We start from the raw sequence: 15,289 nt of genomic DNA, 5'->3' as shown, positions 1-15,289 counted from the left end.
TACCGGGTCCTACAGACCGGACTCCGCCGTGCGCACCAGGATCCGGCGGCAGTTCTCGCAGCGCACCACCGTGTCGGGCGCGGCCGCGCGGACCTCGCTCAGCTCGGTGATGGCGAGCTCCTGGCGGCAGCCCTGGCAGGTGCGCTGGTACAGCTTGGCCGCGCCGATGCCGCCCTGCTGCGCGCGGAGCTTGTCGTAGAGCCCCAGCAGGTCCGCGGGGACCGAACCGGCCATGACCTCGCGCTCCTTGGTGACCGAGGCGACCTCGCCGTCGATCTCCTCGAAGGAGGCGTCCCGGCGGGCGGTCGCGTCGTCGACCTTGCCCTGGACCGCGCCGACCCGCTCGGTCAGCTCGGCGACCCGCTCCTGCGCGGACTCGCGGCGCTCCATGACCTCCAGGACGACGTCCTCCAGGTCGCCCTGCCGCTTGGCGAGGGAGGTGATCTCGTGCTGGAGGTTCTCCAGGTCCTTCGGGGAGGTGACGGCGCCGGAGTCGAGGCGCTGCTGGTCGCGGGCGGCGCGCTGGCGCACCTGGTCCACGTCCTGCTCGGCCTTGGTCTGCTCGCGGGCGGTGTCGCTCTCCTCGGTCTGCGCGGCAACGAGCAGGTCGCGCAGCTGGGTGTGGTCCTTGGTCAGCGACTCGATCTCGGCGTGCTCGGGCAGCGACTTCCGCCGGTGCGCGAGCTGCTGGAGGCGGACGTCGAGGGCCTGGACGTCGAGGAGTCGGATCTGGTCGGCCGGCGCGGCGTTCAGTTGGGGGCTCCCGTGGTTCTAGTGGGCGGGTTGGACGCCGCGTGGGCGGTCCAGGGGTCGGTGACCGTGTCGGAGACGTGGACGCGCAGTCCCCATCCGTTGCGGTCGGAGATCTCGTCGAGCTGGGTGGCCGCCAGCTCGCACCAGGGCCATTCGGTGGCCCAGTGCGCCGCGTCGAGCAGCGCGAGAGGACTGTGGGCGCGGGCCTCGGAGACCGGGTGGTGGCGCAGGTCCGCGGTGAGGAAGGCGTCGACGCCGGCGGCCCGCACCTGGTCGAAGAGGCTGTCGCCGGAGCCGCCGCTGACGGCGATGGTGCGGACGGTCGCCTCGGGGTCGCCGGCGACGCGGATGCCCTGCGCGGTGGCGGGCAGCCGCTCGGCGGCTTTCAGAGCGAGCTCGCGCACGGTGAGCGGGTGGTCCAGCTCGCAGATACGGCCCAGACCACGGCGGCCCGACGGGTCCGCCGCGTCCGGCACCAGCGGGCCGACGACGCGCAGGTCCAGCGCCCCGGCCAGGGCGTCGCTGACTCCGGGGTCGGCGGTGTCGGCGTTGGTGTGCGCCACGTGCAGGGCGATGTCGTTCTTGATCAGGGTGTGCACGACGCGGCCCTTGAAGGTGGAGGCCGCGACCGTCGTCGTACCGCGGAGGTAGAGCGGGTGGTGGGTGACCAGCAGGTCGGCGTCCAGCTTCACCGCCTCGTCCACGATCTCCTGGACCGGGTCGACGGCGAACAGGACCCGGGAGACCTCCTGGTCGGGGTCGCCCACGACGGTGCCGACCGCGTCCCAGGACTCGGCCCGTTCGGCGGGCCACAGGTTCTCCAGCGCGGCGATGACTTCAGACAGACGGGGCACGAGGGCAAGGCTACCTGGCTGGTCCCCGCGGATGTACCGGCGCCGGAGCCGCTCGCCCGCCCCGCCGCCCGGCCCCCGCGCACCGGCCGCTCCGCTCAGCACACACCCCCCTGTTTCCTCAGGCGAATCGTTCCTCTGCCATCCCTTTGTGTGAAGCGGAACGTCCCCGGTCCCACGCCTGTGCGTGCGAAAACTAGCTTCGTCACCGGAGGTGACCGGACCATGACGGCCAGTGCGTCCCCTGAGCTCTCGACCCCGTTCGAGGAGGAGGGATCCCCACCGCCCGTGGCGGCGGACGAGGGCGGCGACGCGCCTCGTACGGAATGCACCATCACGGCGGACGGTTCCTACGCCGCCCGTCTCGCCCTCGACGGCGACTGCTGGTTCCCGGAGCGCTGGACCCTGGACGGCCCCGAGCCGTACGCGGTGCCGCTGCCCTCGCATCAGCCGGAGGAGCCCGGCACCGAGGTGCAGCCGATGGGCGACGGGCGGGTCCTCATCCACCGCCCGACCGACGGCCGGCACGTCTTCTCGCTGCTGTATCCGACCGGGCCCGGCACCGGCGAGCTCGCGCTGGGCGCGGTCCAGTGCCCGCAGGAGGGGACCCGGCTGCGGATGCTGCCGCCGGCACCGGGCGGCGACAAGGCGTACGCCCTCGCGGTGGGCCCGAGCTCCAGCACGGTGTGGCTGGTGGCGGGCGGCGCCTTCGGGCCGGAGCACGTGGCGCGGACCCCGGGGCGCTGCTCGGGCGGGGTGTGGCTGGACCGGGAGGGGCGGATGCTGGCCCTCGACCGGGAGTCGGAGGGCCGTACCAAGGCCGTGGTGGTCGATCTGGAGCGGGGCGGCGAGGTGTCGCCGCTGTTGCAGATCACGGCCGACAGCGACGACCGGGTGCTGCTCGCCGACCCGGACAGCGGGCTGCTGCTGATCCGCTCGGACGCGCCCTCGCCCGGGCAGGAACGGTTGGGCTGGGGGGTGCTGGGCAGCACCCTGCCGGTGCGCTTCCCGGAGTGCCTGCGGATGCCGGAGTGCGTGGTGACGCCGTTCGCGATCCAGCCGGGGCAGGTGCTGACGCCGGAGAGCTGCGGGGTGGCGCTGCGCATCGACGGGCCGCTCGCCGGCTGGGTCGCGGTGTGGCGGCCCGCCGAGCGGCAGCTGCGGCATCTCGCGGCGCCCGAGGGGTGGCTGGCGGGTGCCGGGCTGTGGACGCGGGAGGGGGTGCTGCAACTGCCGTACGCCACCGAGGAGGTGCCGTGCGGGGTGGCCCGGGTGGAGGCCGCGGGGGTGCGGGGTGCCGTGGACGCAGGGCCGGGGACGGCGGCATCGGCGGCGGAATCGGCTGCTTCCACGGGCGCGGAAACGGACCCTCCGGGTCCCGTCACACCCCGGCCCGTTCCGTTGCAGCAGGCGCCGTTGGGCGGTCTTGTAACGAAGTAGTGCCGGTTGGCGTGGCCGCCTGGATCGGGCCCGTGGTGGGCCGGTTAAACTCGCCCGGCTGTTAGAAGGATCATGTTTACGGGGTGAGCTGTACCGATGAGCAACGCCAGCACGACCCAGTCGTCGTCCGACGTCCAGGAGTCCGCCGGCCACGGCAGGCACCGCGGCCCGGTCTCGGGCCAGGACAGCGAGACGGCCCCTCGCGGCCGTCACCGCAAGCCGGTCGAGGAGACCGAGCAGGCGGCCTGACGCCGCGCGAGCCACGGCAAAGGCCCTGTTCCTCACGGAGGAGCAGGGCCTTTCGCCTGCCTAGCCCCGTTTCAGGCCGAGCACCTCGGCCGCCGCGAACGTCTCCCCCGCCGGCTGCTGCGCGTAGTGCGCGGTCAGCAGCGCGTCGAGCTCGTCGTAGGTGAAGGTGTCCTGCTTGCTGTCGAACTTGGCGGCCACCCGCGGCCGTTCGACGACGGCGACCATGCCGCCGTGCACGACGAGCAGCTGCCCGTTGACGCGCGCGGCGGCCGGGGACGCCAGATAGCCGACGAGCGGGGCGACATGCTCGGGGGCGAGCGGGTCGAGCCCGCCCTCGGGCCGCTCCAGGCCCGCGAAGACGTCCTCGGTCATCCGGGTGCGGGCACGCGGGCAGATGGCGTTCGCGGTGACGCCGTACTTGGCGAGCGCGAGGGCGGTGGAGGTGGTGAGGCCGACGATGCCGCCCTTGGCCGCCGCGTAGTTGGGCTGACCGGCGGATCCGGCGAGGAACGCCTCCGAGGAGGTGTTCACGATCCGCCCGTACACCGCCCCGCCCGCAGCCTTGGAGCGCTCCCGCCAGTGTGCGGCGGCGAAGTGGGTCGTGTTGAAGTGGCCCTTGAGGTGGACCCGGATCACCGAGTCCCACTCCTCCTCGGTCATGGAGAAGACCATGCGGTCGCGCAGGATGCCCGCGTTGTTGACGAGGACGTCCAGCTTCCCGAACTCGGCGATCGCCAGCCGGATCAGTTCCCCGGCCTGCCGGAAGTCCGCCACGTCTCCGGTGTGGGACAGCGCCTTCCCGCCCGCCGCGCGGATCTCGGCGGCGACCTCCTCCGCGGGAGCGGCGGAGGCCTCGCCCGATCCGTCCCGGCCCGGCTGCCCGAAGTCGTTGACGACCACGGCGGCGCCGAGCCGGGCGAGTTCGAGCGCCTCGGCCCGGCCCAGGCCCCGGCCGGCACCGGTCACGACGGCGGACAGTCCTTCCAGTGGCAACGACACGAGATACCCCCGTCAGATCTCGATGCAGGTACGCAGCGCGGTGCCCGTGCGCATCTGGTCCAGGGCCTCGTTGATCTCGGCCAGCGGCACCCGGTGGGTGATCAGGCCGTCCAGGTCGATACGGCCCGCGCGCCACAGCGCGATCGTCCGCTCGTAGGAACGCAGCACGTCACCGCCGCCGTACATGGACGGCAGGATGCGCTTCTCGTCGAAGAACAGCTCGAACATGTTGAGCTGGAGGAAGTCGTCCATGGCGCCGGCGCCCACGACGACGAGGGTGCCGCCGCGCCGGGTGTTCTCATAGGCCGTGCGGGCGGTGGCGGACCTGCCGACGACCTCGAAGACGTAGTCGAAGCCCTCACCAGCGGTGACCTGCTGTTTGGCGTCGGCCAGCTCGTCCGGGGAGACGGCGCTGGTGGCGCCGAACCTCAGCGCGGCCTCCCGGCGGGAGGCGACCGGGTCGACAGCGACTATCTCGGCGGCACCCCTGAGCCTGGCGCCCTGGATCGCCGAGATGCCCACGCCCCCGCAGCCGATGACGGCGACCGACGAACCGGCCTCCAGATCGGCGGTGTTGAGGGCCGCGCCGAGCCCGGTGGTGACGCCGCAGCCGATCAGGGCCGCGATGTCGAAGGGCACGTCATCGGGGATCGGCACCGCGCAGCCCGCGTCGACCACGACCTCCTCGGTGAAGGTGCCGGTACCGGCGAAGCCGAACAGGTCACCGCCGGGGCGCTTGAAGTTGGGGGTGCCGGCGTTCATGAACCCGGCCAGGCACAGCTCGGTCTGGCCGCGCTTGCACGCGGGGCAGGCGCCGCAGGCGGGCAGCCAGCACAGCACGACCCGGTCGCCCGGCTTGAGGTTCCGTACGCCCTCCCCGACGTCGAGGATCTCGCCCGCTCCCTCGTGTCCGGGGACGAAGGGCGCGGGCTGGGGCAGGACGCCGTTCATCGCGGACAGGTCGGAGTGACACAGTCCGGTGGCCCGCACCCGGACCCGCACCTTCCCGGGGCCGAAGCCCACCGCCTCGACGTCGTCGAGGACCTCCAGCTTGTCCTGGCCGATCTCGTGCAGTACGGCTGCGCGCATGGTGCGGCTCCCCTCCAGGGCGTACGGGCTCAGGTGTGTTCGACGACGGTGTCGGCGAGGACGGGCGCGTCGTCCCGCTCGACCGCGCTCACGGCGACCCGCACGGAACCCTCGCCGGGCCACATGCGGATCCGCAGGGTCTCCCCCGGGTACACGACCCCGGCGAACCGGGTGACGTACGAGCGCACCCGGGTCACATCGCCGCCGAGCAGCGTGTCGACGACCGCCTTGAGGGTCATGCCGTAGGTGCACAGACCGTGCAGGATGGGCCGCTCGAAACCGGCGACCTTGGCGAACTCCGGGTCGGCGTGCAGCGGGTTCCAGTCGCCGGAGAGGCGGTAGAGCAGGGCCTGGTCCTCGCGGACGGAGCGCTCGACGGTCCGTTCCGGATCGCCGGCGGGGGGTTCGAGTCGGGCCGAGGGACCCCGGTCGCCGCCCCAGCCGCCCTCGCCCTTGATGAAGATCTGGGAGTCGTTCGTCCACAACGGGCCGTCGGCGTCGGACACCTCGGTGCGCAGCACGAGGACGGCCGCCTTGCCCTTGTCGTAGACGGCGGCGATCCGGTTGGTCGCGGTGGCGGTGCCCGTCGCGGGGATGGGCCGGTGCAGCACGATGCTCTGGCCGCCGTGCAGGACGCGGGCGAGGTCGACCTCGATGCCGGGCATGGACAGGCCGCTGATCACGCCGGGCGATCCGGAGCCGGCGACGGTGGCGAAGCTCGGCAGGACGTGCAGCCGGGACTCCAGGGTGTACCGCAGTTCGTCGGGGTCGGTGGCGGGCAGGCCGGCGCCGATGCCGAGGTGGTAGAGCTGGACGTCCTTGGAGTTCCAGGAGATCTCGCCGGTCCGGGGTTCGGCGGCGAGGGCCTTGGCTGCGTCGATGGGCATACGGCTCCTGACATTTGCGGAGTTCCTGCGAGTGGCGGAGCAAGACCTCGGTACGGCCGTCCGCACCGTCGGCCGCACCGAGGTCGTCACGGGCCGTTCTAGAACGCGTTCCAGTCCGGCGACCTCTGTATAGCCGAGCGCACCGCAGTTGTGAAGGCTCCTGACGCGGCATCAGATCGGGTTCGCCGGATCGGCGCGCGGTGACATTTGTCCTGCCGTATCGCGTACGGCCGCCACTGCCGCGCGGCGCCCCGGGTCCGTACCGTCGGTGTCATCGGTTCTCATCCGACAGGGGGCAGGGCATGGCCTGGTTGCGCAAGACCCGCGGGACCTCGTGCGAGACGTTCAGGGACGAGCGGAGCCCCAACGGCTTCAGTCTGCTGCCCTGGCTGCTGATGGGCATGGGCGCCTTCTCCAACCTGTTCCAGGGGGAGACCCCTGATCCGTGGATCGGCGGGCTCGGGCTGCTGACCTTCAACTCGCTCTACGTCTACGTGTCGTTCCGCTCCTTCGCGAAGGAAACGCGCGAGGCGACCTCGACCCGGGTGGCACTGGCGCTGCTGGGCCTGGTCACCTGCGCGCTGGCGCTGGCGTACGGCGGCAACTGGCTGCTGTTCTTCCCGCTGCTCGGGCTGGCCACGGGCGCGGCCGTGCGGATGCCGCAGCTGCGTCCGGTCGGCCTGGTCGTGGGGGTGCTGGCGGGCGGAGTCTCCGTGTTCCACGACGGCTGGGGCGGCCTCGACATCGCGTACGCCACGTGGATCTCGACGATGGTGACGGCGGCGATCCTGTCCCTGTCGGAGGCGGTACGGCAGCTGCGCACGGCCCGCGAGGAGCTGGCCCGGCGTGCGGTGGAGGAGGAGCGGCTGCGGTTCTCCCGGGACCTGCACGACCTGCTCGGCCACACGCTGTCGGTGATCGTGGTGAAGTCGGAGGCGGCGCGGCGGCTCGCCGAGGGGGACGTGGCGGCGGCGCAGGCGCAGCTCAACGACATCGAGGCGGTCGGCAGGCAGGCGCTGACCGAGATCCGTGAGGCCGTCACGGGGTACCGGCAGGGCACCTTGCGCGACGAGCTGGACCGCGCGGAGTCGGCCCTGCGGGCCGCCGGGATCGAGCCCGTCGTACGCCGCTCGGGATCGCCGCTCGTACCGCAGACCGAGGCGCTGTTGGGGTGGGTGGTGCGGGAGGCGGTCACGAACGTCGTCCGGCACAGTGGCGCGGCGCGGTGCGAGATCGTCGTGGCGGGCAGTGGTGGGGAGCGGGTTCGGCTGACCGTGACGGATGACGGGGGTGGCGGCGGGCAGCGGGGCGCCGGGAGCGGCATCGGTGCTGGTGCTGGTGCTGGTGCTGGTGCCGGCACCGGGCTGAAGGGGCTGACGGAGCGTCTGGCTGCGGCCGGGGGCACGCTGACGGCGGGGAGTGGGCCGCGTGAGGGGTTCGTGGTGACGGCGGAATTGCCGGTGGAGGCGCGGGGGTTGGTGGAGGAGCGGGTCGAGGTGGGTGTGGGCAGTCCGGTGGGTTGAGCCGGCCGCCGGGGTTGCGCGTCGAAGCCTCGCGGGGTGAGCAGGCGACGCCGGAGCCGACCTCAGGGGCGCGGGGAACCGCGCGACCAGCCCCCACGCCCCGCACCCGCCGTCGCTCACGGAGTCCCGCCCCCTAGTACTCCAGCGGTAGATCGCAATCTTGCTGGTCAGGGCGATATGAAGACAGGCGCGGACACCGGCGGGGCCGCTCCCCTGCGGCAGGATCTCAGGCCGGCGCAGCCGACGACATCAGCTCCTCCAGCTTGTTGAGGCTCTGCGTCCAGCCCTCCACGTGGAGCGCTTGGCGCCGCTCGGTGGCGAAGTCGCCCTGGCTGATGGCCAACTCAGCCCGTGTACCACCGATGTCGCGAAGCGACAGCGTCACCACCGTCTCCCGATCCTCGGGATCGGGATCCTCCCACCGGAAGGTGTAGGACAGACGTGCCGGAGGGTCGACCTCAAGGAACTCCCCCACCAGGTAGAACAGATCGCCTTCCGGAGGCTGCATCGCGATCCGATAACCACCTCCCGGCCGAAGGTCGCTTTCCACACTGGTGATGACGAATCCGTCAGGTCCCCACCACTTGGTGAGTTCCAGCGGTTCGGTCAAGGCTCGGAATACGACCGGGCGCCGTGCGCGGAAGACACGCTGCAGATGCAGTCTCAGCCCGCCATCGTGCGTCATCACGAACCTCCTCCAACCGAAGGCGTCGAGATTGACTACCGCACCCATCCTAAGTACCCCAGCCATAGGCCGCGATCTTGCTGGTCAGGGGCAACGTGAAGACAGGTACGGCAACCGTTGATCATCGCGTGACGTGTGGCCGAACGAAGATCAGACGGAGGCCGCAGGCCATGGCGTGGACTCCGCTCGCCGTCCGACTGGCGACGACGCCACCAGCCCGCGCCCGCAACGGCCGCTACCTGCGGCAGACAGCCCAGACCTCATGAAGATCGGAAGAGCGTCAACGTTTCCAAGAGTCATCTCCACTCCTTTCCAGACCCTGCCGAAAGCGAATACCTCAGTTGCCGCGCCGCGCGGAATCGTCAGGAGAGCAGCCCGCTTTTGCGTGGTGACCCTGAGGTCCGTATCAGCCCTGTGCGTCCTACGCTTGGCCCGTGAACGAGATGCCGCGGGATCATCGGCCCACCAAGTCCATTCGGGTTCTGCTGGCCGAGGACCAGGGGATGATGCGCGGAGCTCTCGCCTTACTGCTCGGGATGGAGCCGGACATCACGGTCGTGGCGCAGGTCTCGGCCGGTGACACCATCGTGGACGCCGCTCTCACCCACCGCCCCGACGTCGCCCTTCTCGACATCGAACTCCCCGGTCTCAGCGGCCTCGACGCCGCGGCCGAGCTGCGCGACCAGGTCCCCGACTGCCGGGTGCTGATCCTGACGACGTTCGGCCGCCCCGGCTATCTGCGCCGGGCCATGGAGGCGGGCGCCGCCGGCTTCCTGGTCAAGGACGGCCCCGTCGAGGAACTCGCCGTCGCCGTACGCCGGGTGCTCACCGGTGAGACGGTGATCGACCCCGCCCTCGCCGCGGCCGCCCTGAGCGCCGGCCCCAATCCGCTCACCGCCCGTGAACGCGACGTCCTCAACGCCTCGACGGAGGGCGCGACGGTCGCCGACATCGCCGGCAAGCTCCATCTGTCCGAGTCCACCGTCCGCAACTACCTCTCCTCCGCCATCGGCAAGACGGGCACCCGCAACCGGATGGAGGCGCTGCGGGAGGCCCGCCAGCAGGGGTGGCTCTGACCCCGGGAGCCGCCCCTGCCGGCGAGCCGAGTCGAGCCGCTCCCCCTACTCGGCACCGCCGCCTACCTCGTCACCGCCACCGACTTGTACTCCGTCCCCTTGGGGGCGAGGCACACGAACCAGTTCACCGGGGAGCCGTCCGCCGGGCGGATCACGAAGTCGTCGCTGTTGTAGTCACCCGCCTCGGACACCACGGGGACCTCGGTCTTCGAGCCGTCCTGCCAGGTGCAGCTGACGCTGCGGGCGGTCACCGCGACCTGGCCCACGACCAGTCGCTCCGGGCCGCTCCCGGAACCCGGCTCCAGGGGTACCGAGACGGCCTCGATGTCCTTGCCGGACATGTTGTCCTCCGCGGTGAAGGCGTCCTCGATCAGCACCTGGTCGCTCGTCGCGTCCCCGTACTCGCGCCGCACGAAGTACGAGCTCCTGCCGATCAGGTCGGAGGCATCGCGCAGGTCCGACGGGATGTGCCCGAACTCGGCCATCGCGCCCCGCTCCTCCCGTGCCTCGCGCTCGTTGCGCGGCGCCTCCCAGACGTCGAGGTACACCCGCCAGTCCTTGCCGGCGTCGGTCCCCAGCGCGAGCAGGGTCCGCGCGGGTGTGCGCACGTCCGGCGCCGGTTCGGTGGGCGGGCTGGTCGCCAGTGTGGCGCCCCGGTCGCCGTCCCCGCCCGGGATGCCCGCCACCGCGAGCGTGCCCGCCGAGCCCACCAGCACCAGGGCCGTCGCCGTGGCCACGGCCCAGCGGCGGGCCCTGCGGCGGCGGCCGCCCCGAAGGACCGCGTCGTAGGGGGCTATACCGATCTCGACCTCGTCCGCGGCGTCGGCCAGCAGCAGGGCGATGTCCGTGTGGGTCATGTCGTGGCTGGTCATGCCGTGGTTCGTCTCCCGGTCCGCGCTCATCGGCTGCGTCCTCCCTGCGTCACCATCTCGGCCAGTCCCGGTATGGCGCGGAGTTTCGCGATCCCCTTGGCCGCGTTGCTCTTCACCGCGCCGACGGAACAGCCCATCGCCTCCGCCGTCTGTGTCTCGGTCAGGTCCTCCCAGTAGCGCAGGACCACCGCCTCGCGCTGCCGTGGCGGCAGTTGGGCCAGTGCCGTGAGCAACGCGTCGCGGTCCTCGGCCTGGGCGATGCGGTCGCCGGTGTCCGGCACCTCGCGCGCCAGTCCCGAGTCGTCCTTGGGCGCCAGGAACTCCCTGAGCCTTCTGCGGTGCTTGCGTGCGTGCGCGTTGATCATCACGCGCCGTACATAAGCCTCCGGGTCGTCGGCCGAGCCGACCCTGCGCCAGGCCACATAGACCTGTTCGAGCGTCGACTGGACCAGGTCCTCCGCCGCGTGCTGTTCCCCCGTGAGGAGAAATGCCGTCCGCAGCAGGCGTGGCCAGCGGCCGATGACAAAGCTCTGGAACTCCGAGTCCCGAGCCGCCTTGCGATCCCCCATGGGCACCTCCCTAGATATTCAAAGGAGTCCATGGAGCCCCCGGATCGTTGCCTCAGTTCGCGGAGGAACTCACGGAAGCGGCCTCGGGCGAGACCGCGGCCGTCTTCCTCGGCAGCCACACCAGCATCAGCACCGCCCCCACCAGCAGCACCACGGTCGACGTACGGAACACCAGCGCATACCCCTCGGTCAGCGCGCCGGGCGCCCCGCTCCCCTCCGAACGGGCCGCCGCGATCGTCGACATGACCGCGAGGCCCAGGGAACCGCCCATCGTGCGGGAGGTGTTGACCAGCCCCGACACCAGTCCCGCCTCCTCGGGCCGCGCCCCGGACATGGCCAGGGACGCGAGCGGGGGCGTTGCCAGGCCCGCGCCCAGCATCATCAGGATCCCCGGCACCATGATCGAGGTGACGTATCCGCCGTCGACGCTCAGCATCGACTGCCAGCCGAAGCCGACGGCCGCCACCAGTGTCCCCGTCACCGCCACGGCGCGCGGCCCGGCCCCTCGCATGAGCCGCGGCGCGAGCTTGGAACCGAGGACCACCGCCAGCGAGCTCGGCGCCAGTGCCAGACCGGCCTCAAGCGGGGTGTAGTGGAGCACGTTCTGGGAGTACAGCGTCATGAAGAACCACATGCAGAACATCGCCGACCCGCACAGGAACATCGCCGCGTTCGCCGACGCCACCGCCCGCACCCTGAGCAGCCCGAGCGGCATCAGCGGGGCCGCCGTACGCGCCTCGACGGCGAGGAAGGCGCCGATCAGCGCGAGACCTGCGAGCAGCGGCACGACCGTGTCCGGTGCCGTCCAGCCCGCGGCCTCGGTCTGAGAGATGCCGAACGCCAGGGTCGCGAGCCCGGCGGTCACCAGCACGGCTCCCGGGAGATCCAGCCGCCGCCCCTCCCCCGCCCGGCTCTCCGCCAGCCACAGCACCGCGCCGCCCAGCACCACCGCACCCACCGGCACATTGATCAGCAGGACCCAGCGCCAGGACAGCAGGTCCACGAGGACCCCGCCGACAAGACCGCCCGCGGCACCGCCGCCCGCGCCGACGGCGGTCCACGTCCCTATCGCCCGCGCCCGGGCCGCTCCCTCCGGCACCGCCGCCGTCAGGATCGTCAGCGTCGAGGGCGCCAGCACCGCCGCGCCCAGCCCCTGCACGCCCCGTGCGGCCAGCAGCTGCCAGTCCTGCTGGGCCAGCCCGCCGGCCAGCGAGGCCAGGGTGAACAGGCCGAGCCCGACGAGGAACATCCGCTTGCGGCCGTACAGGTCCCCGGCCCGCCCGCCCAGCAGCATGAACCCGGCGAAGGCGATGGCGTAGGCGTTCACCACCCACTGCAGGCCCTGCGCGTCCATTCCCAGATCGGCCCGCATCGACGGCAGCGCCACGTTCACGACGGCCACGTCGAGCACGACGAGGAACTGTCCGGCGCAGGCGAGCGCCACCACCAGCCAGGTGGGGGGCGCGGGTCGGCGAGGGGCACGGGTGACGTCGGCGGCTTCGAGCATGGGTGTCATGCTCTCAACGACCGACGCTCCTGGCATCAGGAATTCGGCCTAGGCCCGGCCCCGGTGGACCTAGGACCACGTCCCCGACAGCGGCGGCGCCCCACGCCCCGGCACCGGCAGCGCCCCCATCCAGGCCGGCCATTCCCAAGAGAAGGTCAAGAATTCGTTAGTGACCCAAAGCATCGGAATAGTTGCCCAGGCAGACGGAGTTCGATGTACACATGACACGAACGACGAACGAACAGCCCATCGGCAGAGCGGACACCGGCACCCCGGGCCCCTCCGGCGCCCTCGTCCCGGTCCTCGCCTTCGCGGGCATCGTTGTCGCGGTGATGCAGACCCTGCTCGTCCCGGTCATCAAGGACCTGCCGCAACTGCTCGGCACCGAGCCCAGCAACGCCACCTGGGTCCTGACCTCCACCCTGCTCTCGGGCGCCGTGGCGACCCCGATCATGGGCCGCCTCGGTGACCTGTACGGCAAGCGGCGCATGCTGATAGCCAGCCTGTCGGTGATGGTGGTCGGCGCCCTGATCAGCGCGTTCACCAGCGCCCTCCTCCCCATGATCGTCGGCCGTACCCTCCAGGGCTTCGCCATGGGCGCGATCCCGCTCGGCATCGGCCTGATGCGCGACATGCTGCCCCGCGAGAAGCTCGGCTCGGCGATGGCGCTGATGAGCTCCTCGATCGGCGTCGGCGGCGGCCTCGCACTGCCCGCCGCGGCCCTGGTCGCCCAGCACAGCAACTGGCACGCCCTCTTCTACGGCGCCGCCGGCCTCGGCGTCCTGTCCATCGCCCTCACCCCCCTCGTCGTACCGGAGTCCAAGGTCCGCGCGGAAGGCACCTTCGACGGCCTCGGCGCGCTCGGCCTCTCCGTCGGCCTCGTCCTCTTCCTCCTGCCGATCACCAAGGGCAGCGACTGGGGCTGGACGTCGGCCACCACGCTCGGCATGTTCGCCGGCTCGGCGGCCGTCCTGCTCCTGTGGGGCGTCTACGAGCTGCGCTCGAAGGCCCCGCTGGTCGACCTGCGCACCACCGCCCGCCCGGCCGTCCTCTTCACCAACCTCGCGTCGATCATGGTCGGCGTCAGCTTCTACGTCGTCTCCCTGGTCCTGCCCCAGCTGCTCCAGCTGCCGAAGGCGACCGGCTACGGCCTCGGCCAGTCGATGGTCGTCGCGGGCCTGCTCGTCGCCCCGCTCGGCCTGACGATGATGTTCACGGCCCCCGTCTACGCCCGGCTCTCGGCGAAGTACGGCCCCAAGACCACCCTGATCCTCGGCATGCTGATCATCGCGATCGGCTACGGCGCCGGCCTCGGCCTGATGAGCGCCGCCTGGCAGAGCCTGGTCATCGCGGTGGTCCTCGGCGCGGGCATCGGCCTCGCCTACTCCTCCCTGCCCGCCCTGATCATCGGCGCGGTCCCCGCCTCCGAGACGGGCGCGGCGAACGGCCTCAACACCCTGATGCGTTCCATCGGTACGTCGGTCTCCAGCGCCGTCATCGGCATGGTCCTGGCCAACACCGCGAACAACGTCGGCGGGGTGGCGATCCCGACCATGCACGGCTTCCGCGTCTCCTTCCTGATCGCGACCGCCGCCGTCGCAGTCGGCCTCCTCCTCGCCCTCTTCCTGCCGAAGCAGCGCCCGGCCGCCCACACGCAGCTGCGCGCCAGCAGCGAGGAGGACGCCAACCTGGAGCGCGCCGAAGAAGCACTGCGCGGCTTCCGGGGCCGTGTCCTGGACGCCGGGGGCACCCCGGTCGCCCGCGCCAAGGTCACCCTGATCGACCGCCGGGGCCGCCAGGCCGGCGCCACCCTCTCCGCCGACGACGGCAGCTACGCCCTCGCCGTCCCCGCCCAGGGCGCCTACGTCCTGGCAGCGCGGGCCGACGGCCACGCCCCGCTCGCCTCGTCGGCCACCCACACGGGCGACGACAGTCCGGTCGACCTGGACCTGTCGCTGCCGGGAGAAACGGTCACCGCCTGACGCACCGGCCGCCCGCCCACGCCCCCCGTCGTCCACATGACGGGGGGCGTGGTGCACGATGGGCGCCCGTACGGTCGTACGACCGACCCACCGCCCCGCCCGTGTGCAACCGGAAGGACCCCCATGGCACCGGCCCCCAAGCCCGAGATCCTGGCCGCGTTCGAGGCGGCGAAGGGCTTCATGCCCACGGGCGAGGGGCTCGCGCTCCATGCGGCGGCGGTCGAGGCCGGCCGCCTCGGGCTGCCCCTGCTGGAGGTCGGCACCTACTGCGGCCGCTCCACGATCCTGCTCGCCGACGCCGCCCGCGAGGCCGGTGTGACAGCTCTCACGGTCGACCACCACCGCGGCAGCGAGGAGCAGCAGCCGGGCTGGGAGTACCACGACCCGGAGACGGTCGACCCGGCGATCGGCCTCATGGACACGCTGCCGACGTTCCGCCGCACGCTGCACGCGGCGGGTCTGGAGGAGCACGTGATCGCCCTGGTCGGCCGTTCCCCGCAGGTCGCGAAGGTCTGGGGCACCCCGCTAGGCCTGGTCTTCATCGACGGCGGCCACACCGACGAGCACGCGAACGCCGACTACGAGGGCTGGGCCCCGCATGTCGCCGAGGGCGGGCTGCTGGTCATCCACGACGTGTTCCCCGAACCGGAGGACGAGTTCACGGGACAGGCCCCGTACCGGGTCTACCTCCGGGCGCTGGAGTCCGGCGCGTTCACGGAGGTGTCGGTGACGGACTCGCTGCGGGTGCTGAAGCGGACGGGCACGGGAATCTGAACTGCGGCGCGGCTCGGCCGTGGCCTTCCCGCA

Annotated in this window: 15 protein-coding genes; 6 read left to right on the top strand and 9 right to left on the bottom strand. The window is 71.9% G+C overall.

Annotated features, from left to right (window positions below; all coding sequences use genetic code 11):
* Positions 1–9: 9 nt before the first annotated feature.
* Positions 10–753: a zinc ribbon domain-containing protein gene (locus CP983_RS30685; protein ID WP_125528875.1), complete on the bottom strand. Its 744-nt coding sequence runs from the start codon at positions 751–753 to the stop codon at positions 10–12.
* Complete coding sequence (locus tag CP983_RS30680; protein ID WP_150503157.1) at positions 750–1,607, bottom strand: Nif3-like dinuclear metal center hexameric protein; 858 nt, start codon at positions 1,605–1,607, stop codon at positions 750–752. Before CP983_RS30680 ends, CP983_RS30685 begins: the two co-directional genes overlap by 4 nt.
* 222 nt (positions 1,608–1,829) lie before the next feature.
* On the opposite strand from CP983_RS30680, the gene CP983_RS30675 reads away from it, so the two are divergent.
* Both CP983_RS30675 and CP983_RS44125 read left to right on the top strand, forming a co-directional pair.
* Entirely contained in the window at positions 1,830–3,044 is a 1,215-nt protein-coding gene (locus tag CP983_RS30675) for a hypothetical protein (protein ID WP_150503155.1), read from the top strand.
* Positions 3,045–3,140: 96 nt separating this feature from the next.
* The gene (locus CP983_RS44125) at positions 3,141–3,293 is read left to right on the top strand and encodes a hypothetical protein (protein ID WP_167537785.1); all 153 of its coding nucleotides are present in this window, start codon (positions 3,141–3,143) and stop codon (positions 3,291–3,293) included.
* Between the two features lie 60 nt (positions 3,294–3,353).
* Here the strand turns inward: CP983_RS44125 and CP983_RS30670 are convergent, their stop codons facing one another.
* From CP983_RS30670 to CP983_RS30660, 3 genes are read right to left on the bottom strand one after another with little or no spacing between them, the layout of a single operon-like run.
* Complete coding sequence (locus CP983_RS30670) at positions 3,354–4,292, bottom strand: 3-oxoacyl-ACP reductase (protein ID WP_125528870.1); 939 nt, start codon at positions 4,290–4,292, stop codon at positions 3,354–3,356.
* A gap of 12 nt (positions 4,293–4,304) precedes the next feature.
* A complete protein-coding gene (locus CP983_RS30665) occupies positions 4,305–5,381 on the bottom strand; it encodes a Zn-dependent alcohol dehydrogenase (RefSeq protein WP_150503153.1) in 1,077 nt (358 codons plus the stop codon).
* Between the two features lie 29 nt (positions 5,382–5,410).
* Positions 5,411–6,268 carry a MaoC/PaaZ C-terminal domain-containing protein gene (locus CP983_RS30660; RefSeq protein ID WP_150503152.1) on the bottom strand — a complete coding sequence of 286 codons (858 nt, stop codon included), beginning with the start codon at positions 6,266–6,268 and terminating at the stop codon, positions 5,411–5,413.
* A 302-nt stretch (positions 6,269–6,570) separates the two neighbouring features.
* Between CP983_RS30660 and CP983_RS30655 the strand changes: the two genes are divergently transcribed.
* Positions 6,571–7,791 carry a sensor histidine kinase gene (locus CP983_RS30655; RefSeq protein ID WP_150503150.1) on the top strand — a complete coding sequence of 407 codons (1,221 nt, stop codon included), beginning with the start codon at positions 6,571–6,573 and terminating at the stop codon, positions 7,789–7,791.
* 226 nt (positions 7,792–8,017) lie between these two features.
* Here CP983_RS30655 and CP983_RS30650 read toward each other — a convergent pair whose 3' ends face one another.
* On the bottom strand, positions 8,018–8,476 hold the full coding sequence (locus CP983_RS30650; protein WP_229914736.1) for an SRPBCC family protein: 459 nt from the start codon (positions 8,474–8,476) through the stop codon (positions 8,018–8,020).
* Positions 8,477–8,919: 443 nt separating this feature from the next.
* Here CP983_RS30650 and CP983_RS30645 point away from each other — a divergent pair, with 443 nt between their 5' ends.
* Positions 8,920–9,552 carry a response regulator transcription factor gene (locus CP983_RS30645; RefSeq protein WP_107907366.1) on the top strand — a complete coding sequence of 211 codons (633 nt, stop codon included), beginning with the start codon at positions 8,920–8,922 and terminating at the stop codon, positions 9,550–9,552.
* A gap of 62 nt (positions 9,553–9,614) precedes the next feature.
* Here the strand turns inward: CP983_RS30645 and CP983_RS30640 are convergent, their stop codons facing one another.
* Genes CP983_RS30640 through CP983_RS30630 form a run of 3 tightly spaced genes read right to left on the bottom strand, consistent with a single transcriptional unit; the run spans position 9,615 to position 12,500 of the window.
* Positions 9,615–10,454 carry a hypothetical protein gene (locus CP983_RS30640; RefSeq protein WP_150503146.1) on the bottom strand — a complete coding sequence of 280 codons (840 nt, stop codon included), beginning with the start codon at positions 10,452–10,454 and terminating at the stop codon, positions 9,615–9,617.
* Positions 10,451–10,993 carry a SigE family RNA polymerase sigma factor gene (locus CP983_RS30635; protein ID WP_126904192.1) on the bottom strand — a complete coding sequence of 181 codons (543 nt, stop codon included), beginning with the start codon at positions 10,991–10,993 and terminating at the stop codon, positions 10,451–10,453. Before CP983_RS30635 ends, CP983_RS30640 begins: the two co-directional genes overlap by 4 nt.
* 52 nt (positions 10,994–11,045) lie before the next feature.
* Positions 11,046–12,500: an MFS transporter gene (locus CP983_RS30630; RefSeq protein ID WP_373309808.1), complete on the bottom strand. Its 1,455-nt coding sequence runs from the start codon at positions 12,498–12,500 to the stop codon at positions 11,046–11,048.
* Positions 12,501–12,721: 221 nt separating this feature from the next.
* Here CP983_RS30630 and CP983_RS30625 point away from each other — a divergent pair, with 221 nt between their 5' ends.
* Complete coding sequence (locus tag CP983_RS30625; protein ID WP_150503142.1) at positions 12,722–14,482, top strand: MFS transporter; 1,761 nt, start codon at positions 12,722–12,724, stop codon at positions 14,480–14,482.
* Positions 14,483–14,605: 123 nt separating this feature from the next.
* On the top strand, positions 14,606–15,256 hold the full coding sequence (locus tag CP983_RS30620) for a class I SAM-dependent methyltransferase (RefSeq protein WP_030956222.1): 651 nt from the start codon (positions 14,606–14,608) through the stop codon (positions 15,254–15,256).
* Positions 15,257–15,289: the final 33 nt, after the last annotated feature.

The organism is Streptomyces chartreusis (assembly GCF_008704715.1).
GTDB classification, from domain to species: domain Bacteria; phylum Actinomycetota; class Actinomycetes; order Streptomycetales; family Streptomycetaceae; genus Streptomyces; species Streptomyces chartreusis.
This window is presented reverse-complemented; position numbering and strand designations above follow the sequence as displayed.

Coding starts and splice junctions, on each gene's coding strand:
- CP983_RS30675 (WP_150503155.1), top strand. CDS start 1,830: ATGACGGCCAGTGCGTCCCCTGAGCTCTCGACCCCGTTCGAGGAGGAG.
- CP983_RS44125 (WP_167537785.1), top strand. CDS start 3,141: ATGAGCAACGCCAGCACGACCCAGTCGTCGTCCGACGTCCAGGAGTCC.
- CP983_RS30665 (WP_150503153.1), bottom strand. CDS start 5,381: ATGCGCGCAGCCGTACTGCACGAGATCGGCCAGGACAAGCTGGAGGTC.
- CP983_RS30660 (WP_150503152.1), bottom strand. CDS start 6,268: ATGCCCATCGACGCAGCCAAGGCCCTCGCCGCCGAACCCCGGACCGGC.
- CP983_RS30655 (WP_150503150.1), top strand. CDS start 6,571: ATGGCCTGGTTGCGCAAGACCCGCGGGACCTCGTGCGAGACGTTCAGG.
- CP983_RS30650 (WP_229914736.1), bottom strand. CDS start 8,476: ATGACGCACGATGGCGGGCTGAGACTGCATCTGCAGCGTGTCTTCCGC.
- CP983_RS30645 (WP_107907366.1), top strand. CDS start 8,920: ATGCCGCGGGATCATCGGCCCACCAAGTCCATTCGGGTTCTGCTGGCC.
- CP983_RS30640 (WP_150503146.1), bottom strand. CDS start 10,454: ATGAGCGCGGACCGGGAGACGAACCACGGCATGACCAGCCACGACATG.
- CP983_RS30635 (WP_126904192.1), bottom strand. CDS start 10,993: ATGGGGGATCGCAAGGCGGCTCGGGACTCGGAGTTCCAGAGCTTTGTC.
- CP983_RS30630 (WP_373309808.1), bottom strand. CDS start 12,500: ATGCTCGAAGCCGCCGACGTCACCCGTGCCCCTCGCCGACCCGCGCCC.
- CP983_RS30625 (WP_150503142.1), top strand. CDS start 12,722: ATGACACGAACGACGAACGAACAGCCCATCGGCAGAGCGGACACCGGC.
- CP983_RS30620 (WP_030956222.1), top strand. CDS start 14,606: ATGGCACCGGCCCCCAAGCCCGAGATCCTGGCCGCGTTCGAGGCGGCG.